Below are 21,120 nucleotides of genomic sequence, written 5' to 3'. Positions count from 1 at the left end.
CAGTACGGACAAGTGTAAAAAAGACTTTTTAAAGTAGTCGAAATCAGTGTTCAGTATTCAGTTTGCAGAAGGCAGAATTTAGAACACAGATTTAAGAAATCGAAGAAATATTCACAGATTAGGAAAAAAATAATCTATGGTAAAAAATGGAAATTATGAAAACAGATGAAAATTATTTTAATTTCTCATATTTTTTAAATCTGTGTTGCTAAATGAATGATATTAGAAAGCAGATTTCGGTTTTTAAAAACTAAGGACTGTTTTGTATTCTTTGTGAGAGCTTTGTGCTCTTTGTGTTTAAAATCAATTTTATTTCGGAAACGCTATACTTTGGTAAGCTCCCAGATCAGGAGGCAAAGTTCTGGTTTTTCCGTTGATGTCCAGCGGGATTAAATAAGCTGGATTTCCTTTTGCAAAAGCAGCAGAAGTATTGTCAATATTGAGTTTGTTTTTTGCAATATCAAAAAAACGAGGGTTTTGATTCATAATTATGTTTTTGTAATGTGTTGCATCACCTAAGAAATTGTACAAAGGATTCGAGTTGCTGGCATCAGATTTTAACAGGCAATTATTGAATTGGTATTCAAATAGGGCCGCATTGTTTTTATCCAAATTCAATTCGTTTGAATACGCGCCATAAATGATGCAATTGTTAAAAGTGGCTTTGGTTAAATCTTGGACTTCAGGATTTGCGCCTAATTTGGAATTGCTTATCGCTAAAGCCAATTGGGTTGCGTTACTCCAATTATTGTTAAAAGTACAATGTGTAAACTCGTAATTTCCACCATAAGTACAGTTTAAAGCAGTTTGTCCCGCGGTATTGATTACGATGTTTTCGCCTTTTATCCGGGCGTTTTGAGCTAAAATTCCATAGTTAGAGCTATTGTAAATTTGGCTATTCTTAATCGAAATGGTGGTGTTGTCATGATTGTCAATTCGCAAACCAATAGTCGCATTTTTTATCGTGAGGTGATTGATTTTGTGAGCTGTGCTGCCATTACGTAACCAGATGGTCGACCATTGTCCTGGAACATTGGCATAATCCGCTTCAAGTCGATCGCCTTCAAAAACGATTTCTTTTTCCTGTTTGTTAGTGTTTGAAACGTTTCCGTTACATTGTAAAGTAGCTCCTTGTGGTACAATTAAGCCCGAATTAGTATGAAAATAAACCCGGGCTCCCGCATCAAAAACAGCTGTTTTTCCTTCGGGAACGCTGGCGTAGCCGTAAATTACATAAGCTTTTTGATTGGTAAAATGCAATTCGTTGCCATTGGTAGCATCATTTTCGTCTAAATAAAAACCGTTTAGTTTTGTGTTGTCAAAAGTTACGGTTTCGGTGGTGCCATCGTTGAAGCGTTTTGGATACAGAAAAACAGCATCTTTCACTAAAGTAAGTAAGGCTACTTTTTGTAAATTAGTACCACTGTCAAATTCAATGTTGTCAGTATATAAAAAATCGACAGGATTCGCATCTGAACTATTCGGAGTGGTTTCGATAAAGACATAGAGGCTGTCTTTGGCTAATAGAGTTACATTATTGAAGATTTTATTGTTTTCGCCCTGCATGCCGTCAACTGTCATGCGGTATTTAGAGTTTAAACCTTTACCAAATTTAATCGTTGGAATGCTAATGTCATTTTTGCTGTGATTGTATACTTTCAATAAGTAAGTACTCGAACTGATAGTCGAAAAAACAGTGTCTAAAAAAACGGTATCTCTTGAAAAACCTAATTTTCCATCACTGGGTACAGTAGAAAAATCGGTGCGACAGGAACAGATTGTTATTAGAATTGTAAAGATAAAAAGTAGCGAAAAGGGACGCATGGGTTTTGTTTTTTTGTAAAAATAGAAAAAATCTTATTTGTTGAGACTTAATTTTAAAATCGATTGCAGAATATGCTCCGTATTTGATACATAGTCTCTATTCTTTTCTTTATTTTTACAATCGATTAAAATAAAATTCATGACATTCGATAAAGAAAAGATACTGGAATACTGTAATCGTATTTCAAAAAATACTTTAATGGAAACCTTAAATATTGAATATATTGATGCTGGTGAAGGTTTTTTAGTAGCTAAAATGCCTGTAAATCCAAGTGTTCATCAGCCAATGGGCTTGTTGCACGGAGGTGCTACGGTAGCTTTGGCAGAGAGTGTAGGCAGTGCCGCTTCATTTATATTCATCAATCCCGAAGTTAGCGAAGTACGCGGTATAGAAATTTCGGCAAATCATTTAAAATCCAAGCGCGAGGGCGTAGTTACTGCAACGGCAAGAATCATTCACCAAGGGGCAAGCATACATTTATGGGAAATTCGTATTGTAGACGAAAGAGATAATTTGGTATCGCTTTGCAAACTGACCAATATGGTTTTACCAAAAAGAAAGAAAAAACACTAGATTTTTTGAAGAAGAACAAACCTTTAATAAATTAATATATGATTGATTTTTTTATAAAAGTAAAGCAACAAGAAGCCCAGAAATTACCTTTTGTTATTTATAGAAAACCTTATAAGACAGAGGTTAGAGGTTTTTTTCAAAAAAATGATCATTTGTATTTTGCGGAAACCTTAGACGAAACGGGCTTTGTTTTTGCTCCTTTCAACGGCAATCAGATGATATTGATTCCAAAAAATCAATCTGTAATTTGGGAATCGGAAATTGATACTTTTGATGAAAATCATTCTACTGGTTTAGTTAATTCAGAAAATCAACAGGAAAAAGAACAGTTTGAAAATCTAATTCAAAAGGCAGTTAAGGCTATTGAAAATGGAGAGTTTGCTAAGGTTGTTTTGTCCCGAAAAGAAATCCTGGAAGTACCCGATTTTGATTTGGTCACTGTTTTTACAAGACTGATTCATCGTTTTCCAGCGGTTTTTTGTTATTGTTGGTATCATCCCAAAATAGGTTTGTGGATGGGGGCAACTCCTGAGCGATTGTTAAAAGCAAGCCGAAAAAAGTTTTGTACGATGGCATTAGCCGGAACACAGAATTTTAATGGGACGACTGATGTGCTTTGGGAGCCAAAAGAAATAGAAGAACAGCAATTTGTTACCGATTTTATATTAGAAAACCTGAAAGGATTGACTTCTGAGGTTGCAATCTCCAGTCCGTATACCGTTCAGGCAGGAAATGTGTTGCATATAAAAACCGATATTGAAGGGGTTATTAATAAAACGTCCAAATTGAATCAGGTAGTCTCTGTTTTACATCCAACACCTGCTGTTTGTGGTTTGCCAAAAGAGCTTGCGAAGGAATTTATCCTGGAAAATGAAGGCTATGACAGGAAATATTATACGGGTTTTTTAGGCGAACTGAATAAAAAGGATTTTGCCGAGAAGAAACAAAAATCCGATTTGTATGTTAATTTGCGTTGCATGCAGATAAAAGAAAAAAAGGCGCATTTGTATATGGGTTGTGGTATCACCAAAGAAAGTATTCCGCAAAAAGAATGGAATGAAAGTGTCAATAAATCCATGACGATGAAAAATGTTCTTTAAAGTTAGAGGTTAGAGGTTAGAAGTGGGAAGTTAGAAGTTGGGAGTGGGAAGATGGAGGTTCGGAGTTAAAGGTTAGAAGGTAGAATTTAAAACTTTGTGAACTCAACTTATCATCCTGAGCTTGTCGAAGGACTTCTTTTCTTAGCGGTTAAAAAACAGATTTCGAATGCAGAAATTAGAATATAAAGAATAACACAATAAAACTCCGTACAGTCTGCCCCTCCTTCGGAGGGGGCGGGGGGAGGAAAAAAGAAAAAATGAAACTAGATATATTAGCTTTTGGAGCGCATCCCGATGATGTGGAATTAGGTTGTTCGGGAACTATTTTAAAAGAGGTTTCCTTGGGGAAGAAAGTAGGTGTTATAGACTTAACCCGAGGGGAATTAGGAACCCGTGGTTCGGCGGAAATTAGAGATGAAGAAGCTGTTGCTGCCGCCAAGATATTAGGAGTTTCGGTACGAGAGAATTTAAACATGAGAGATGGTTTTTTTGTCAATGACGAAAAACACCAATTGGAAATCATTAAAATGATTCGCAAATACCGACCTGAAATTGTTTTATGCAACGCCATAGACGATCGTCATATTGATCATGCAAAGGGAAGTAAACTGGTTTCTGACGCTTGTTTTTTATCAGGTCTGATGAAAATTGAAACCGAGCTGGAAGGAGAGCCGCAAAAAGCCTGGCGGCCTAAATTAGTATATCATTATATTCAGTGGAAAAACATCGAACCTGACTTTGTGGTAGACATTACAGGATTCACCGATAAGAAAATCGAGGCTATTTTAGCGTATCGTTCGCAATTTTATGATCCCAATTCGACAGAACCGGAGTCGCCAATTACTTCAAAAAACTTCTTTGAAAGCTTAAATTACCGCTCCAGAGACTTAGGAAGGCTGGTAGGGGTAGATTATGCCGAAGGATTTACAGTTGAAAGATGTTTGGCTGTCAATAGCTTAGCTGATTTGCTGTAAAATTCTTGATTTTTTTTGAAAAAATAGTTTGCAGAAGTCAATAAACGTTGTATATTTGCAACCGCAAAGCAAATGGTGGTTGTAGCTCAGCTGGTTAGAGCATCGGTTTGTGGTGCCGAGGGTCGCCGGTTCGAACCCGGTCATCCACCCAAAATGCAAAAGCCTCTTCGAAAGAAGAGGCTTTTTTTGTATGTTGAATTTTTTTAGAAAAATTTCATTCCCATTCTACATTTATTTCATTTATCATTGTCGGCGAACCTCCATTATAAAGGATACCAAATCCGCCCCAATTATTAGGATTTATGGTTGCTTTTAAGAAAATTTCGGGAGGAACCCCATCTGAATTTACGGTATTAGTGTTTGAATCAGCATTAGCCGCTTTTGCGATTAGCTGATTTGCGATAACTTCGATACTAATTGCACATGTTCCTTTAAAACAATTTGTTGTTATAGGAGTACTTATTTCAGTTGGAATTCCATTTTTGTATTCTAATAAAATGCAATCTACTGCATCATGGTATTTGGTTGTTCTAATGAAGCGCAGGGAGTATCCGCTGCCGGTTTTGGCATCGTATTTTATAAGTACATCCATATATAGGTGAGCTACACTAAAACCTTGACCCGCAGTTTTAAAAGGAGTAACGCTAAGGTTGAGCTTCATGTTGGTATATTTTTTTTCAATAGGTGTATAAAGAAGCGAGGCACTACGTCCTGTTGGTAAAAGCCCAACCTGATTGGCAGCACCATCAATGCCTTCGCCATAATACCAGGCATCTTTAAGAGTTACATTGTTTTTTTCTTCTTGTTCGAATGGTTGAAATGTCCAGAAACCCGGGATAATTTCGAATTGGTTTTTAGTCGAACTATTTTTGAAATTAGTTGAAAGTAAATTTTTATTGGAAACAATATCTTTTATTGTAATTGGTTTTTTGCTAACTACTGTAAAAGCTTTTCCAGCATCACTTCGAATGTGTTTAGGTGCAACCGAAGCCATGATATAATAGTTCACATCAGCAATGGTTAGCGGATATTCAATTAAGGGAATATTATTTCTTGATACTGCAATTTCAATGGGATGACTCCCTTTGTTGTCAGTACAGCGATACCAACTTATTTGGGTTTGGTCTTTAAAAGAACTGTCAATCAGGTAGTCTGATTTAATTGTTCCCTGGTTAATTTTGAAAAGTTGAGGTGTTCGGATAAATATAGGGCTATCTAATTTTTGCGGAGCTACATAAACTACTGAAGCGGCTTCCAAGTCTGAAGTAGTTTTTGCGGTGATAATTACGCTGCTAATTTCGTCATTGGGATTGTGAGGTATTAATTCGCATTCGCTTCCGTCTTCATTTGGCTTTAAGCTTAGAATGGTTTTGTTTTTAGCATCTATAGACCAGGTTATCTTTTCACCTTTTAACTCATAATTACCAAAACGATTCACTGTAGCTTTTAAAAGTGCTTTGTCTTTATTGGTTTCTATCGAAATTTGGGATGGACTAATTAGTAGTTGGGTAGGGAGCAGGCTGTATTTTTGGTGTTGCTCTTTTTCGGCAGCCAGTACCGTATTTCTAATTTGCATAGGATCCCAATCGTCATTGCCAGCTAAGAGATTGTAGGTGTTGTAGATGGTTTTTCCATTGTAATTAAATCGGTAGGCATTTAGAATGCTTAAATTGCTCATGTCTATGGTGGATGCCGGATTGTTTTTTTCTATTAAAACAGCTTTGTTATTGAGGCTGACCTGATATTGATAATTACGTGTCTCTTTAGGAAGATTGTCATTCCATCCTAAGTAAATATTGTTTGCGGCTGAAAATCGGGTGTCAATAATGGCTAGTTGTCCATTGGCTTTAGTGAAAAATTGATTGCCATTAGTATAGGATTTAATGTCACAATTCAGGAAAACAGCTCCTGTTCCTTTTGTCGAATAAAAAGGTTTGGAACTATAAAAATCCAGAGTACAGTTGAGGTAAACGGCTGTTCCGCATAAGGCATCGTCTGTTGATTCGAAGTGGCAACGGTCAAAAAGAACACGCTTACCACCCACAAACGGACAAAGATTTAGACGACTGATGAATCGGGTATTGCGAGCCACAATTTTATCTCCATCGCAATGAATGAGTTGAGCCTGAACAATTGCAGAGGCACGTTTTACTCTGTTTAGTTCAGGTTTTAGGGTATAGTTGAGATCTACATTGCAATAATTTCCAAAAGTGATATTCTCGGAGCTTGTGCCTTGTCCTGAGAATTTAAAAAGGGTAAAATTACCAACTGCTCCAATGGTTTGCCCACGATTAGCAGCCAGTACCACATTTTCAGGATTATCGGTGAGTCCGTAAAATCGCAACCATTCACATTTTATAATTAAACCATAAGGAAGGTTGCCATTGTCTTGAGGTTTACGAATTTCGGGATCATCAGGATTGTCAATCCAATAGACATTCGGGGCAATATATAAAGTCATTGGGGCAGTTTCAGTGCCATCAGTAAGATGTTTGCTCGCCTCGTTTATTGAATTAAAAACATAGGGATTTTTGGCAATTTGAGTATTGCTCAATTGGCGGTCTATAAAAAAAGCTTTTGGACCTAACAGAATTGTTTTTCCCTTATAGATAATTGTTTTTCCGTTAAATTCAATAGGATTGTTGGGGTCAAGAGAATGATAGGGAATTTTTTCTTGTGCTTTGGAAAGTAAACAAAGAAGTAAAAGTAGTGTACTAAAAAATATTTTTCTCATAATTCACTATTTGATGGATAGTAAATATAGTTGATTTTTAGTTAGATTGAAGAATTGTCAATTTAGAAATTATGTGGTGATGAATCGTTTATTTCACTTAATTCTTTACATAAAAAAATCCCATTTTGAACTTCTGTCCAAAATGGGATTTTTTAATATTGTGAAATAATTTTATTTAAAAAGTTTTTCCCAAGGATTGTCGCTTCTAAAAGGAACGGCTGGAAGTCCTTCTTTATTAATAAAATTAGACTGGGCGGTTTCATTCCAGCCAAAACGTACCGAATAGGGATGCTGGACTTGGGGAGCAGAAACGATTACTTTATTGCCGTTTATTTCCGCTTTTGCGGGTACAAATTTACCATCTGCTCCAGCAATAGTAAACCAGCTTAGCGGTTTTCCATTACGGCTGTTTAAACCACTTCCTGTATTTGAAAAAGTAACTTCAATGCTGTTGTTTACAATTTTCATTTTTTGATAAGTAGGTCCGGACCAGACTACATTGGTTTGTCCGTAAGCCTTATTTGCAGCAAGCAGACTTAAACGACGGCCTACTTCCCATTTGTATCCGGGATGTAAATCAACGATACTGTCTACTAAATCAGTAATTGCAATCGTATTTGTGTTTTTTAAATGCAATGCCAGTTTTTGTGCTTCCCAGAATTCAGGAAGTTGTTCGGTGGTGAGTGGTCTGTCTTTTGACGCCGAATAGTTATAAGGAGCTATTTGGACAAAATAAAAAGGCATTTTTTTATCTTTCCAGTCGTTACGCCAACTTTTTATCAATGTTTTAAGTTTGTAAGCATAACGGATGTTTTCGCTCAAAAAACAATTGGATTCGCCCTGATACCATAGCATTCCTTTCAATGTAAAAGGGATGAGAGGTTGTATCATGGTGTTGTAAAATTTACCGGTATCACCATCGTCAGCTTTTAATTTGTCCAGAATTTTTCCGTTTTTGAGTTTAGGTTCTATTTCCAGTTTAGAAGCCTGAATCCATGGCTCAATGCGACTACCGGGAACCGCTGCCGAAATCATTCCAATAGGTACATGTAATTTTGTATATAAATCTTTTGCAAAATAATAGCCAACAACTGAAAAATCTACCAGTGGTTTTCCTATGGCAGCATCCCAACCAAGATGTTCCGGACTAGGCTCCATGTATTTTCGACGATCTAAAAAAATGCGGATATTGGTATTATTAGCAGTGTTTAAATCATCCTCTGGAGGTTTGTTGCCTTTTACAGCTGTCTGGTATTTACTGTATTTGCGCATTGCATATTCCATATTCGACTGACCGGAACAAAGCCAAACTTCACCAACTAAGATGTTTTTCAACACAATGGTATTGGTTCCTTTAATGGTCATTTCGCGTGGAGTAAATGAGGGCTGCATTGGATTGAGTTTCACAGACCAATTTCCGGATTTGTCAGCAACAGTGTTTTTATTTTGCCCTGCAAAAGTAACTGATATTTTTTCGGCAGGAGTTGCGGTTCCCCATATTGCGACTTTTTTATGGCGTTGTAAAACCATATTATGCCCAAGAATTTTAGGAAGTGTCACTTCGGCAAAAATGTTGGAAGTAAATAAGGCGAAAGCACTTAATAGGAATAGGCGTTTTTTGAAATTCATGAGTTATGTATTGTAAAAATGAGTTTTTTTACTGCTTTAACTCATAAATAGTGCCACAACGGGCACAGTCTGGATTTTTTTTAAAAATATTTAATTCCAGACTGCGCCCGAATTGACAGTTGTAAATAACTTATGATACGGTTTGTTATTTATTCCAAATCTCCCAGGCTTTTTCAGCCTGAAAAATCAACATATCCAAACCGTTTTTTGTTTGTGCGCCTTGTGCTGCAGCGTTTTTCAAGAATTGGGTTTCGGCAGGATTGTAAATTAAATCGTAAGCAATGTGATTTTCGGTAAATAATTCATACGGAATATCAGGGCAGGCCTCTATATTCGGACTCGTCCCAATAGGAGTTGAATTGATAATGATCTGGTATTGCTTGAAAGTATCGGTATTAATCTGGCTATAATCAATAGCTTTTTCAGAAGCATTTCGGGAAACAAAAGTATAGTCGATACCTAGTTCTTCCAATGCAAAAGCAACTCCTTTTGAAGCGCCTCCTGTTCCCAGGATTAATGCTTTTTTATGGTGCGGTTTTAGCAAAGGTTTTAAGGATTTTAAAAAGCCGAAATAATCGGTGTTGTAGCCTTTTAGTTTGCCTTTTTTGGTGATTTTAATGGTGTTTACTGCACCAATTTTTGTGGCTTTTTTAGATAATTTGTCCAAAAAAGGAATTACTTCTTCTTTGTATGGAATAGTAACATTTAGACCACTTAAATGCTCTGTGTTTTTAATGATTTCAGGAAATGCCGAGATTTCCTGAATATCAAAATTCTCGTAGGTGTAGCCTTGGTATTTTTCTTTTTCGAATTTAGTTGTAAAATGTCCTTTTGAAAAGGAATAACTGATATTGCGCCCCAGTAGCCCGAAGCGCTTTCTTGAATTTTGGGTCATTATTGTTTTTTATGTTTTTCGATATAATTTTGCACCATTTTTTTTGTCCAAACTACAGGGAATAAATCTTCAATCAAGATGTAGTTGTCAAAATTCAATCGAAGGGCATTGCTTAAATGAAATTTTGCTTTTCTATTGTCCTGAATCATAAAATAAAGACCAGCTAAACGGTATTCTATTTCGTTTTCTTCAGGGAAATAATCCGCTGCTTGTAATAAGGTGTGAATGGCACTTTCAAATTCGCCTAAAAATTGTAAAATGTCAACCCAGAACAACCAGGTGTCTAATTCTGTATCGCCAAATTCGACAGCTTTTCTATAACCAAATTCAGCTTCTTCAAAAAAGTTCATTTGTTTATTGATAGTTGCATATCTTTTCCAGTATAAACGATTTTGATTGTCTATCTCTAGGGCTTTTTTTACATAAAACAAGGCTTTTTGAAAGTTTTGTTCACGCAAATAGAAATCGGTAATGGCAATCCATCCTTTGTCTAAAAGAGGATCTTCGTGTACGGTTTCATTGTAAAATTTGAGTGCTAAAATTTTATTACCTAATTTTTCATGACATTTACCTATTCGAAGTAAGGCATAAGAAGTGGCATCGTCTAATTCGATGGTTCTGTTATAGCTTTCAATGGCTTCGTCATATTTGCCTAAACGTTCTAGGGCTTTGGCTTTTTCCATAAAGGCACCTAAGAATTCCTCGTCTATAAGTGTGGCGTATTCAAAAGCATGAATGGCTTTTTCATAATCTTTTAGTCCGTAATGCAATCTTCCTTTTTGATGCCAGGCAATTTCGCTGTATGGATTTTTTTCGATATAGTTATCCAGGTAAGTTATGGCTTCTTCGTTTTGGTCTAAAAACTCAAAGCAATACACTACATTGTACAAGGCCGATTGGTCTTCGATATCTTCTTCCAGGCATTTGATAAAACTTTCCTTGGCAGCTTCCAGATTATCCATGAATAAATATTCCATTCCTATTAAATTATACACATCGGCATAATCATCGGTATATTGTAAAGCAATTTTTAGTAATTCAACGGCTTTCCCATGTTGGTCTCTTTTAGAGTAGATATTTGCCTTTTGAATATAAATTTCTTCATTATTGGGTTCGATGGCATACAGCTCGTTGAGTAATTTCTCAGCTATATCCAATTTGTCATCATAAACGAGCATTTCAACTTGAACGAGTTTTAAGCCTGTAGACTTAGGGTGTTGGTCTAATGCTAGTTTAAGCGCTTTTTTTGCTAAAGCGGCCTTACCTGTATCGAGATAATGAAGTATAATTTCTTCAAATTCTTCAGAGTCAAAAAAGAGCACTTTGTTGGTTTTCAACATAGACTCAAATTTGGATAGAGATAAGTTATAATCTTCTTCTTCGTTGCTTAGTTGCATACTTTCTGTTTTTAGAATTTGGCCTACATTAAAGTTAGGCATCCTTTGTGTGTTTTAGAAGAAAAAAATGAATTATTGTGAACAATTTAATTAACAAAGGAAACTAAGCTAATTTCAGTTTTAATCTTGTTTTTTTAGTGAAGCCATTACTTCATCCATTACTGTTAGCATTATAGAACATCCTTCACGTATTTCTTCGTTAGAAATGGTTAAAGGAGGTGTGATTCTGATGGCGCATCCTTCAAAGAGTAGCCAGAATAATATGAGTCCTCTGTCTTGACATTTTAATATAACTTCATTCGTGATTGAGGCATCTGCCGTCATTGCGGCAAGCATCAATCCTTTTCCTCTAACTTCCTGTATCAAAGGGTGTACCAAAAGTGATCTGAATAGCTTTTCTTTTTCTAAAGCCTGCTGCATCAGGTTGGTTTCAGTTATTTCTTTCAAAGTAGCCAGGCAGGCTGCCGCAATGACAGGATGTCCGCCAAAGGTAGTGATATGGCCTAATTTAGGGTTTTCGGTTAATAAATCCATCATAGCTGATGAAGCTGTGAAAGCACCTACAGGCATTCCGCCTCCCATGCCTTTCCCCATAGCAACAATATCGGGAACAATATCATAATTTTGGAAACCAAATAAAGTTCCAGTTCTTCCGAATCCTGGTTGGATTTCGTCCAGAATCATCATGGCTCCAACTTCGGTACAACGAGCGCGTACTTTTTTTAAGAAATCGTTTTGTGGTTCGATAAATCCTGCGCCACCTTGTATGGTTTCGAGTAGAATTCCAGCAGTTTTGGAAGTTATTTTTTCTAAATCGGCTTCGTTATTAAAAGTGATGAATTCCACATCAGGAATAAGTGGGCGAAAAGCTTGTTTGCGTTCTTCAAAACCCATTACACTCATAGAGCCCATGGTATTTCCGTGGTAGGCATTATGGCAAGAAATCAATTGGCTTCTGCCGGTAACTCTACGAGCCAGTTTTAGAGAACCTTCAATAGCTTCGGTTCCTGAATTGACTAAATAAGTTTTATCCAAAGGAGCAGGTAGGAGCGAAGCCATTAGTTTGCAATATTCTACCGCAGGACTTTGCGAATATTCGCCATACACCATCACATGCGAATATTTGTCTAATTGGTCTTTTATGGCCTGATTTACTCGTGGGTGTTGATGTCCTAAGGTACAGGCCGAAACTCCTGCAACAAAATCCAGATATTTTTTATTATTAGTGTCGTAGATATAAGAACCTATGGCATGTGAAACTTCCATTCCTAGAGGATAAGGAGAAGTTTGTGCTTGGTATTTTATAAAATCGTTATTCATTTTTTGTTTTTTAGTCCCTAGTCCCTAGTTCTTAAGTCCTAATAGTTATAAAAATTATTAAATTCAAAAACTAAAAAGACTAAGGACTAGGGACTAAAAATAAACTAAGGACTCTAAGTCTTAATAGCTACTTCTTTTTCTTTTTATCGTAATCCAAAGTTTCTTTCCTTATTTTCATAGGAACATTTTCCTTGGCATCTTCTTTTTTGCCTTCGTCAACCATTTTATCATTGTACTCATTATCTTCTTTGGTGAAGATGTCGTCTTTTGATTTTATTCTTTCGTCTGCACGCCATTTGAATCCTCTAAACTTCCTGTCGTGTTCGTCCAGTTCTTCTTCGGGGAAAATGTCTCCATCCACTTGTTGGAAAAAGGTAATGGTTTCAATAGCATTTTTATCGAAAAGGATGCTAATTTTACTGCTTACATTTTTATTGATACCAATGAGTTCTTTGTCGTCATTGCGCATGTAATAAATCACTTCGGCATTTTTAATGACGTCAACATCATGGAGTTTTCCGTCCTGAAATTTGCCAAAAAGATTCAATCCCTTTATTTGGTTGTAGCCTGTTCCCAGAGTGTCTTTGGAAATAATAAAGGTGTTGTTGAGGACTTTGAGGGAGTCGAGTTTTTGGGTTTTACTGTTGCCGATGAGGTGCATGATATCACCTGTAATCTGGCTTTCTCCATTCCAAAGGATAGGATTTCCAATGAGTTTGGTTAAGGCTGTTTTGGTGCTGGAATGTATCGAATCGCATTTGCCGCTCATATCGGTTTTGTAAAAACGAACATTGTTAAAGGCTCTGATAATTCGATCGCCTTCTTTTCCGGTTACCATTAGTTTTTTTCCATGAATGTAAACGGAATCATTTTCGACAAAATTGATGGCAACCGCTCTTTTGGTTACAAACATCGAATCTTTCTTTTGGAAAATTTCGGCATAATGCCCTTTTACGATTCCTTTGTTGATTGAATCGGTGATTTTTACATTTCGGGTGGCCGAAGCAAATTCTTTATTTCGATCATAATACAAACTGTCTCCTTCTATGAGTCGGTTGTCGTATTTAATGTATGATTTTCGAAGGAAATGCGATAGGTTTTTCTTGGTATCATAGAAGCCTTTTTCGGTATAGATATAGTTGTTTTTACTGGTAATGGTAGATGGACCAAATAGATAAGAATGCCCTGAATTACTGTAATAATCCAAATGATTGGATTTGATAACGTATTTTGGGTTAGTAATAGTTACTTCGGTAAGGAACTGGAATTTTTTCTCGGCCACATAATATTTACCAGATTTACTCACTAAGGTGTTTTCGTTGTTAGTAATTGTTCCTTTGTTATTGTAAAATACTTCCTGGGTGTTTCGGTCAAAACTGATGGTGTCTGTTGCTAAAGTAGCAGTTGGCGAACTCATAACGGCATCTCCGGTGGCGAATGCTTTTTTTACATTCCCGTTGTATTCAGCATATTTACTGTTCAAATAAAGGGTGTCTCCTTGAACCAACTGGACATTTCCAAAAGCTTTGATGTAATTTTCTTTTTGGAAATAATAAGCTTTATTGCAGCTTAAAACCACTCCGTCATGATTTACAACCACATTTCCGGTTAGTAAAAAAGCATCGGGCATTTCGGCCTGGTTTACATCGGCGAAATCAGAATGTTCGACAATTATTTTTTTAGGTGTTTGTGCGTTTACTTTTATCGAAATAAGTAAAAACAGACTGAAACAGATGAAAAATAGCGATTTATTCAAGGGTGTATATTTTTGTCAAATTTATGAAAAAGGAAACAATCCCAATAAATATTACTATTTATTTATGATTTTGAAAAGGGATATTTTTTTGTTATCAGTTTTGGATTTTAAACAAAAAAAGCTGATGAATACTATGAAGTAGTGCATCAGCTTTTTGTTTGTTCGAAAAAAATGTGTTAGTATTTTTTTATGAATGTATTTTGATAGTTTTCGTTTACTTTTTCCCAGTTTATGATGTTAAAGAACGAATCGATGTAGGTTGCACGGCGGTATTGGTGTCCTAAATAATAAGCGTGTTCCCATAAATCTAAAGCTAAAATAGGTGTCCCTGGTACAGCGGCATTTCGCATCAAAGGATTATCCTGGTTTTGGGAACTGGTAATTTTTAAATTTCCTGCTTTGTCAACAATTAACCAAACCCAGGCTGAACCAAATTGTTTGTTTGCTTCTTCTTTAAATGCATTTTTAAAATCGGTAAAAGAACCAAAATCTTTGTCGATGGCTCCTGCAATGCTGTCTTTAGGAGTTCCGCCAGCATTAGGTCCCATAGATTTCCAATAAAGAGAATGGTTGTAATAACCTCCTGCATTGTTTCTAAGTTCAGTATCGTTAATGTCCAGCTTGGCTAAGATATCTTCGATTGACATATTCTCGTATTCAGTTCCGGCTATGGCTTTGTTTAAGTTATTTGTGTAAGTCAGGTAGTGTTTAGAATAGTGTGCTTCTAAGTTTAGAGCTGAAATAGCAGGTGCCAGAGCATCATAAGAATAAGGCAGTTTTTCTAATAAAAAAGAACCCGGCTCAGCCTTTACATCATCAGGGAATCCAAGGGTTACTTTTTCTTCAGCCGTAGGAAGAGGAACTTCGACTACTTCAGTTAGTTTTTTATTGTTGCATGAAGTTAAAAAACTCAATAAAAACAAACTTGTGATTGTATAAATAATCTTTTTCATTGGAATGCTATTTATTTCAAAGAGAATTGATGATTTCGATATAATTTTCTTTGGCTTCATCAGCTGAGATATGACTTATTTGCATCCAGGCATTTATTTTAAAGGCATCTCTTAAGTGGAAATTAGAAGTTTGTCTTATTTCCATAGTGCCAATAGTAGCCTGTTTATAATAGGCATAAAGCCGCAACTGGACATCTTGAGGTAAAGATGCCTGAGTCATTTTAGAAGCTTTTTTAACTGCTTCTTTGAACCTAGTATCTAAATCTTTTTGGGTCATTTATTATCCTTTTGTTGCAATAATAGTTTTTCCTCCAATAGCTTTTTGATTTAAAACCACATTTATTGGAGTTCCTAAAGGTAAAAATAAATCTACTCTGGAACCAAATTTAATAAATCCGGCATCGGTCCCTTGAACCACTTGCATTCCTTCTTGTGCGTAATTTACAATTCGGCGTGCTAATGCTCCGGCAATTTGACGGTATAAGATAGCACCAAAAGTATTATTTTCAAGCACAACAGTTGTTCTTTCGTTTTCTTCGCTTGCTTTTGGGTGCCAGGCAACTAAAAACTTTCCAGGGTGGTATTTGCTGAATTTTACAATTCCACTCATTGCATATCGCGTAACGTGTACATTTATAGGCGACATAAAGATAGAAACCTGTAAACGTTTGTCTTTAAAATATTCCCCTTCGTAAACTTCTTCGATAACTACGACTTTTCCGTCAACAGGAGCCAAAATATGATTTTCATTGATGATTGCTGTTCTTTTAGGATTTCTAAAGAATTGCAAAATGGTAACCAAAATCAAAAAGGCAAAGATTTGAACCAACATTCTTAACCAATTGATATCAATAAATTTGTCAGCAAGTAAAAGTACAGCAACAGTAAAAACTGTACCTAAAAAAATTGATGGGATTCCTTCTTTATGAAACATAATTTAAAATTTGATAAAATAAAAATATAATTGGTGCTACAAATATAACACTATCTAGTCTATCCAGTACACCTCCGTGTCCCGGCATGATATTTCCGCTGTCTTTTACACCGGCAATACGTTTGAATTTGGATTCAATTAAGTCGCCTATAGTTCCAAATATACCAACAATAGTTGCAATAGAGGTCCATATTAGTATTGATTGTTGGCTAAATTCAGGTTTGGCTTTGATGTAATATTTTGATATTAAATAACCCGCTAAAACTGCAAAAAGAATTCCACCTACAAAACCTTCAATGGTTTTTTTAGGAGATATGCGTTCGAATAGTTTGTTTTTTCCAATTGATTTTCCAACGATATAAGCAAAAGTATCGTTAGTCCAAATTAAGAGGAATAGTCCAATTATAATTTTAGGATTGTAGTCTTTTATTCCAAAGGAAATTTTGGTGATAAATACGAAAGGTAATATGATGTAGCCGAATAAGTAAAGGTATTTTGACGATGTACTTATCTTTTGAATATTGTCATAAAATAAAAACAGAATACATTTTATGGATACAACTAAGGTAGTTGCCAATAAAACGATGTTCATTTGCTGAATATTGACGGTAATTTCAATATTAGTATCAAAGATTTGATTGATAGTCTCAGTAGTAATTTTATTGTAATGACTAATTAATGTTATGGTGCAATACAATAGAGAGCCTGCAATTAAAGGCAGTGCTTTACTTACTTGGGTTAAATTGCAGAATTCATATATAGCAATGACTAAGAATACGCCAAAGAGTATAAAAAAACTTTCGGTTGAAAATAATATAGAAGCTAATAATAAAATAATATAAACAGCTCCAGATATTGATCTTTTTAGAGTTTCATTCATTTTAAAGATCTTCTAAAAGCAATAAATAAAGATTTTTAGCAGAGCTGCCGTATTGGGTAAAGTCTTCTTCTTTTGCTTTTTCAAAATATTTTATAGCTGTAATATTGGTAGGGTAATCTCTTTCGTATTTCTTTTTTATGGCACTAAGACCGTCGCTTTTCATAGCCAGAATTTGACTTGTGGTTGCTAAAATTACGATGTTAGTAGGTAATTCGTTAGGTTTGTGTTGTTTGATTTGTTTAGATGAAAATAGGATAGAGCCTTCTTCAGCAATCAAATTTTCACAACTGGATAATAAGAATTTAGGATTTGTAGGCTTGTTATAATTAAGTTTGTTTTCGTCTAATAATCCAAATAAATTAGAGTCATAGCACAATACTTCAGTCTCAAACCAGTCATTTTCTTCTAAGATATTTTCAAATTGATCTTTTACTTCCTGAGCATTTTCACAGTACAAAAATTTACCTCCATTTTTTTTGAAATTGTAGATAAATCGTTCGTCAACAGATATGTTGTTCTCAGGAAAGAAATTGTTGTTTTGACTTTCTTTTTCCTCATCTGATGCCGAAACACTGGATCCGAATATTTTTCTAAAGAGGCTCATACTTTGTAAGGGTACTTGATATATTATTTGTAACCGTCCAAAGATAAAAAAATCTTAATTCAAAACGCTGTTTTGAATTAAGATTTTAAATAATTTATGTCAACTGTCTAATTATGAGACTACCTCTTCGAGATTTTTGTCAAAACTTCTTTTTCCGAAAATAGCTTCCAAATCGTCTTTGAAAATCACCTCTTTTTCGATCAGAATATCAGCAAGCTGATTTAATTTGTCTTTGTTTTCTTCCAGGATTTTGATAGCTCTTTCGTATTGGCTTTCTATAAGTGCCGATATTTCAGTGTCTATCACTTTTGCTGTTTCGTCAGAATAAGGTTTTGAGAAACTGTATTCGCTTTGTCCTGATGAATCATAATAAGTAACATTTCCTATTTTGTCATTCAAACCATAGATAGTAACCATGGCGCGAGCTTGTTTAGTAACTTTTTCTAAATCACTTAAAGCACCTGTTGAAATTTTGTTGAAAGTCACTTTTTCAGCAGCTCTTCCTCCCATAGTGGCACACATTTCGTCCAGCATTTGGTCAGGGCGTACAATTTGACGTTCTTCAGGTAAGTACCATGCGGCACCTAAACTTTGTCCACGAGGAACAATTGTTACCTTGATTAGCGGGGCAGCGTGTTCAAGCATCCAGCTAACTGTGGCATGACCTGCTTCGTGAATTGCGATTGCTTTTTTCTCCTCAGGAGTGATGATTTTGTTTTTCTTTTCTAAACCACCTACAATTCTGTCAACTGCATCAAGGAAATCTTGTTTGTCAACAGCTGTTTTGTTGTTACGGGCAGCAATTAATGCAGCTTCGTTACATACATTGGCAATATCAGCACCAGAGAAACCAGGAGTTTGTTTGGCTAAAAAGTCTAAATCTAAACCTTCTACTTTTTTCAAAGGAGCAAGGTGTACTTTGAAAATTTCGGCTCGTTCGCGAATATCCGGTAAGTCTACAAATATTTGTCTGTCAAAACGCCCGGCACGCATTAAAGCTTTGTCTAAAACATCGGCTCTGTTTGTTGCTGCCAAAACGATTACGTTAGAGTTTGATCCAAAACCATCCATTTCAGTAAGTAGTTGGTTCAGAGTGTTTTCTCTTTCGTCATTTCCACCTGACATATTGTTTTTTCCTCTGGCTCTACCTACGGCATCAATCTCGTCAATGAAAATAATTGCCGGCGATTTTTCTTTGGCTTGTTTGAACAAATCACGTACTCTCGAAGCACCTACACCTACAAACATTTCGACAAAATCAGAACCTGATAAAGAGAAAAACGGAACTTGAGCTTCACCGGCTACTGCTTTTGCTAATAAGGTTTTTCCTGTTCCTGGAGGGCCGACAAGCAAAGCTCCTTTGGGGATTTTACCTCCCAAATTGGTGAATTTTTCAGGGTTTTTCAGGAATTCAACAATTTCCTGTATTTCTTCTTTAGCACCTTCAAGTCCTGCTACATCTTTAAAAGTTGTTTTAACATCTGTTTTTTCATCAAAAAGTCTTGCTTTTGATTTTCCGATGTTAAAGATTTGTCCGCCACCACCAGCGCCACCACCTGACATTTTGCGCATGATGAAAATCCACACTCCAATGATGATGATAACAGGAAGTAAGCTAATTAGAATGTCAGTCCAGTTGCTTGCTTCTTTAAAATCATAATCAACTAATTTTTTTTCAGCTTTAGCTTTGTCAAGTTTTTCCTGAAAAGATTTTAAGTCACCAAATTTTGTTGTGTAATGAGGACCTTTGTTAGGTCTGTCAAAGATGTCTTTAGCAACTGCTTTGTTTTTAGGGTCTTTCAGTCCTGCGTCAGAAAGATATATTTCAGCATCTTTATTGTTGAAAATAATAACATTTTTGATTTCCCCTTTGGTCAACATATTGTCTATGTTGGACGATTTTAATTGAGCAGGTTCTTGTAAGCTGGAGCTGCCGGTTACAAAGCTAATAAACAAGAAAATAAGTAATATGGTAGTGTACACTAACCATGGACTTATCCTAAATTTGTTAGGATTTTGATTGTTATCTTTTGCCATCGTTTTCTATCTTTCTTTAGTATTTGTTTGCAATTGTAGTAATTTTTGCATCTCCCCACAAACTTTCGATATTATAATATTCTCTAATTTGTTTTTGAAAAACGTGAACCACAATGTTAACATAGTCCATAAGAACCCATTCAGCATTGTCAGTTCCCTCAACATGCCAAGGTTTATCTTTGATTTCTTTAGAAACAATTTTTTGAATGGAGTTAACAATTGCGTTAACCTGGGTGTTTGAATTTCCGTTGCAGATAACAAAATAGTCGCAAACTGCGGTGTCAATTTCTCTAAGATCGAGAATATCTATGTCATTTCCTTTTACTTCTTCTATTCCTTTGATAATGTTTGCCAATAGGTCATCATTATTTACAGTCTTTTTTGCCATGAATTATTTTTATAATAAGTGTGTAAAGTTACCATTTTTTGTGATTATTTTTGAACCTTAACATAATATTAAATTATGTTACAAAAATAATTGCTAATGAAAGTAATCAAACTCGATGCCATAGATTCTACAAATGATTTTCTGAAAGGCTTGTCGGCAACAGAGGAACTTGAAAATTACACTGTGGTTACTGCTGAAAATCAAACTAAAGGGCGAGGTCAGATGGGGGCTGTTTGGAATTCTGAAAAGTCTAAGAATCTAATAATGAGTGTTTTTGTTAAAGGTTTATTAGTGGGTGTTGAGGAGATTTACAAGTTGAATATTGCAACGGCTTTGGCGTTGATTGAGGTGTTAAAAACTTTTAATATTCAGAATTTAAGTATTAAATGGCCTAACGACATTATGTCAGCTAATTATAAAATTGCTGGCATTCTTATTGAAAATAGTTTTAAAAGTGATGGCAGCATTTCTTCTGTCATCGGTATTGGTTTGAACGTGAATCAAACTAATTTTGAAAACTTACCTAAGGCTTCTTCTATGGCTGTTATCACTAATTCCAGTTTTGATAAAGATGAATTGGTTCCCCTGATTGTAGAACAATTTGAGGTTAATTTAGAACTTATTAATTTGAATCCTCAATATTTATGGGAGAAATACACTGAAGTCTTGTTTAAAAAAGGAGTTCCTATGCCTTTTAAACTAGAAAACCAAAAAGCTTTTATGGGAATTATCCAAGGGGTTTCTGCAACGGGAAAATTAATTGTTCTTTTGGAAAATGATAGCATCGTTGAGTATGGTCTTAAAGAAATTCAAATGTTATATTGATAGCTAAATTTTAGTTTTTTAAAGCCAATTTTAGCCTTTATTTTTATTGTTTTCAGCTTAATTGAAAAAAATAAGTAATAAATAAAAATGATTACTTTATTGTTTTTTAGGTAGTTATGTTGTTTTGTGGTTATAAATGTTTAATTTACATTTAAAAAAATGATGTAAATAAGTATTTTTATTTTACTTTTGGATTTCGTTTTTCGTAAAAAAAGTATTGAAATATAATTGATGTACTATTTTATAATAAGATTTTTAACGAAATTCTGAAGTGATAAATCCTAGATGTGTATTAT

General features: G+C 35.2%; 18 protein-coding genes and 1 tRNA gene. 5 read left to right on the top strand and 14 right to left on the bottom strand.

The window, feature by feature from the left end:
- Nucleotides 1–309: 309 nt before the first annotated feature.
- Nucleotides 310–1,824: a hypothetical protein gene (locus EOD40_RS09265; protein WP_128194848.1), complete on the bottom strand. Its 1,515-nt coding sequence runs from the start codon at nt 1,822–1,824 to the stop codon at nt 310–312.
- Between the two features lie 139 nt (nt 1,825–1,963).
- On the opposite strand from EOD40_RS09265, the gene EOD40_RS09260 reads away from it, so the two are divergent.
- The 4 genes from EOD40_RS09260 (at nt 1,964) to EOD40_RS09245 (ending at nt 4,621) form a co-directional block, all read left to right on the top strand.
- Nucleotides 1,964–2,398 carry a PaaI family thioesterase gene (locus tag EOD40_RS09260; protein WP_128194846.1) on the top strand — a complete coding sequence of 145 codons (435 nt, stop codon included), beginning with the start codon at nt 1,964–1,966 and terminating at the stop codon, nt 2,396–2,398.
- A 38-nt stretch (nt 2,399–2,436) separates the two neighbouring features.
- On the top strand, nt 2,437–3,498 hold the full coding sequence (locus tag EOD40_RS09255) for a chorismate-binding protein (protein ID WP_128194844.1): 1,062 nt from the start codon (nt 2,437–2,439) through the stop codon (nt 3,496–3,498).
- Nucleotides 3,499–3,755: 257 nt separating this feature from the next.
- Nucleotides 3,756–4,472 (top strand): bacillithiol biosynthesis deacetylase BshB1, encoded by a 717-nt coding sequence (gene bshB1 / locus EOD40_RS09250; protein WP_128194842.1) that lies wholly within the window; start codon nt 3,756–3,758, stop codon nt 4,470–4,472.
- A 75-nt stretch (nt 4,473–4,547) separates the two neighbouring features.
- A tRNA-His gene (locus tag EOD40_RS09245) sits at nt 4,548–4,621 on the top strand.
- Nucleotides 4,622–4,686: 65 nt separating this feature from the next.
- On the opposite strand, the gene EOD40_RS09240 is transcribed toward EOD40_RS09245, so the two are convergent.
- From EOD40_RS09240 to rsfS, 13 genes are all read right to left on the bottom strand, one after another.
- Nucleotides 4,687–7,206: a PemB family protein gene (locus tag EOD40_RS09240; protein WP_128194840.1), complete on the bottom strand. Its 2,520-nt coding sequence runs from the start codon at nt 7,204–7,206 to the stop codon at nt 4,687–4,689.
- A gap of 171 nt (nt 7,207–7,377) precedes the next feature.
- On the bottom strand, nt 7,378–8,835 hold the full coding sequence (locus tag EOD40_RS09235) for a sialate O-acetylesterase (protein WP_196781427.1): 1,458 nt from the start codon (nt 8,833–8,835) through the stop codon (nt 7,378–7,380).
- A gap of 145 nt (nt 8,836–8,980) precedes the next feature.
- Nucleotides 8,981–9,730 (bottom strand): shikimate dehydrogenase family protein, encoded by a 750-nt coding sequence (locus EOD40_RS09230; RefSeq protein WP_128194838.1) that lies wholly within the window; start codon nt 9,728–9,730, stop codon nt 8,981–8,983.
- A complete protein-coding gene (locus EOD40_RS09225; RefSeq protein WP_128195019.1) occupies nt 9,730–11,127 on the bottom strand; it encodes a tetratricopeptide repeat protein in 1,398 nt (465 codons plus the stop codon). The genes EOD40_RS09230 and EOD40_RS09225 overlap by 1 nt, the downstream gene beginning before the upstream one ends.
- A gap of 120 nt (nt 11,128–11,247) precedes the next feature.
- Nucleotides 11,248–12,447, bottom strand: a complete 1,200-nt coding sequence (locus tag EOD40_RS09220; RefSeq protein ID WP_128194836.1) for an aspartate aminotransferase family protein — start codon at nt 12,445–12,447, stop codon at nt 11,248–11,250.
- Between the two features lie 127 nt (nt 12,448–12,574).
- The gene (locus tag EOD40_RS09215; protein WP_128194835.1) at nt 12,575–14,203 is read right to left on the bottom strand and encodes an OstA-like protein; all 1,629 of its coding nucleotides are present in this window, start codon (nt 14,201–14,203) and stop codon (nt 12,575–12,577) included.
- 176 nt (nt 14,204–14,379) lie between these two features.
- Complete coding sequence (locus EOD40_RS09210) at nt 14,380–15,156, bottom strand: superoxide dismutase (RefSeq protein ID WP_128194833.1); 777 nt, start codon at nt 15,154–15,156, stop codon at nt 14,380–14,382.
- A gap of 16 nt (nt 15,157–15,172) precedes the next feature.
- Nucleotides 15,173–15,433 carry an acyl-CoA-binding protein gene (locus EOD40_RS09205; protein WP_128194831.1) on the bottom strand — a complete coding sequence of 87 codons (261 nt, stop codon included), beginning with the start codon at nt 15,431–15,433 and terminating at the stop codon, nt 15,173–15,175.
- A gap of 3 nt (nt 15,434–15,436) precedes the next feature.
- Nucleotides 15,437–16,090: a phosphatidylserine decarboxylase family protein gene (locus EOD40_RS09200; protein WP_128194829.1), complete on the bottom strand. Its 654-nt coding sequence runs from the start codon at nt 16,088–16,090 to the stop codon at nt 15,437–15,439.
- Nucleotides 16,080–16,970 (bottom strand): phosphatidate cytidylyltransferase, encoded by an 891-nt coding sequence (locus tag EOD40_RS09195; protein WP_128194826.1) that lies wholly within the window; start codon nt 16,968–16,970, stop codon nt 16,080–16,082. Before EOD40_RS09195 ends, EOD40_RS09200 begins: the two co-directional genes overlap by 11 nt.
- Nucleotide 16,971: 1 nt before the next feature.
- A complete protein-coding gene (locus tag EOD40_RS09190; protein WP_128194825.1) occupies nt 16,972–17,574 on the bottom strand; it encodes an LUD domain-containing protein in 603 nt (200 codons plus the stop codon).
- A 111-nt stretch (nt 17,575–17,685) separates the two neighbouring features.
- Entirely contained in the window at nt 17,686–19,611 is a 1,926-nt protein-coding gene (gene ftsH / locus EOD40_RS09185; RefSeq protein ID WP_128194823.1) for an ATP-dependent zinc metalloprotease FtsH, read from the bottom strand.
- Between the two features lie 16 nt (nt 19,612–19,627).
- Nucleotides 19,628–19,999, bottom strand: coding sequence for a ribosome silencing factor (rsfS, locus tag EOD40_RS09180; RefSeq protein ID WP_071185350.1), 372 nt, complete (start codon nt 19,997–19,999; stop codon nt 19,628–19,630).
- Nucleotides 20,000–20,095: 96 nt separating this feature from the next.
- On the opposite strand from rsfS, the gene EOD40_RS09175 reads away from it, so the two are divergent.
- Nucleotides 20,096–20,824 carry a biotin--[acetyl-CoA-carboxylase] ligase gene (locus tag EOD40_RS09175; protein ID WP_128194821.1) on the top strand — a complete coding sequence of 243 codons (729 nt, stop codon included), beginning with the start codon at nt 20,096–20,098 and terminating at the stop codon, nt 20,822–20,824.
- The last annotated feature ends 296 nt before the right edge of the window (nt 20,825–21,120 follow it).

Source organism: Flavobacterium sufflavum (assembly GCF_004016525.1).
GTDB classification, from domain to species: Bacteria; Bacteroidota; Bacteroidia; order Flavobacteriales; family Flavobacteriaceae; genus Flavobacterium; species Flavobacterium sufflavum.
The sequence above is the reverse complement of the archived record's forward strand: the minus strand, read 5'-3'. Positions and strand labels throughout refer to the sequence as shown.

Excerpts from the sequence above, each read along its gene's own strand:
- EOD40_RS09265 (WP_128194848.1), bottom strand. The coding sequence starts at position 1,824 with ATGCGTCCCTTTTCGCTACTTTTTATCTTTACAATTCTAATAACAATC.
- EOD40_RS09260 (WP_128194846.1), top strand. The coding sequence starts at position 1,964 with ATGACATTCGATAAAGAAAAGATACTGGAATACTGTAATCGTATTTCA.
- EOD40_RS09255 (WP_128194844.1), top strand. The coding sequence starts at position 2,437 with ATGATTGATTTTTTTATAAAAGTAAAGCAACAAGAAGCCCAGAAATTA.
- bshB1 (WP_128194842.1), top strand. The coding sequence starts at position 3,756 with ATGAAACTAGATATATTAGCTTTTGGAGCGCATCCCGATGATGTGGAA.
- EOD40_RS09240 (WP_128194840.1), bottom strand. The coding sequence starts at position 7,206 with ATGAGAAAAATATTTTTTAGTACACTACTTTTACTTCTTTGTTTACTT.
- EOD40_RS09235 (WP_196781427.1), bottom strand. The coding sequence starts at position 8,835 with ATGAATTTCAAAAAACGCCTATTCCTATTAAGTGCTTTCGCCTTATTT.
- EOD40_RS09230 (WP_128194838.1), bottom strand. The coding sequence starts at position 9,730 with ATGACCCAAAATTCAAGAAAGCGCTTCGGGCTACTGGGGCGCAATATC.
- EOD40_RS09225 (WP_128195019.1), bottom strand. The coding sequence starts at position 11,127 with ATGCAACTAAGCAACGAAGAAGAAGATTATAACTTATCTCTATCCAAA.
- EOD40_RS09220 (WP_128194836.1), bottom strand. The coding sequence starts at position 12,447 with ATGAATAACGATTTTATAAAATACCAAGCACAAACTTCTCCTTATCCT.
- EOD40_RS09210 (WP_128194833.1), bottom strand. The coding sequence starts at position 15,156 with ATGAAAAAGATTATTTATACAATCACAAGTTTGTTTTTATTGAGTTTT.
- EOD40_RS09205 (WP_128194831.1), bottom strand. The coding sequence starts at position 15,433 with ATGACCCAAAAAGATTTAGATACTAGGTTCAAAGAAGCAGTTAAAAAA.
- EOD40_RS09200 (WP_128194829.1), bottom strand. The coding sequence starts at position 16,090 with ATGTTTCATAAAGAAGGAATCCCATCAATTTTTTTAGGTACAGTTTTT.
- EOD40_RS09195 (WP_128194826.1), bottom strand. The coding sequence starts at position 16,970 with ATGAATGAAACTCTAAAAAGATCAATATCTGGAGCTGTTTATATTATT.
- EOD40_RS09190 (WP_128194825.1), bottom strand. The coding sequence starts at position 17,574 with ATGAGCCTCTTTAGAAAAATATTCGGATCCAGTGTTTCGGCATCAGAT.
- ftsH (WP_128194823.1), bottom strand. The coding sequence starts at position 19,611 with ATGGCAAAAGATAACAATCAAAATCCTAACAAATTTAGGATAAGTCCA.
- rsfS (WP_071185350.1), bottom strand. The coding sequence starts at position 19,999 with ATGGCAAAAAAGACTGTAAATAATGATGACCTATTGGCAAACATTATC.
- EOD40_RS09175 (WP_128194821.1), top strand. The coding sequence starts at position 20,096 with ATGAAAGTAATCAAACTCGATGCCATAGATTCTACAAATGATTTTCTG.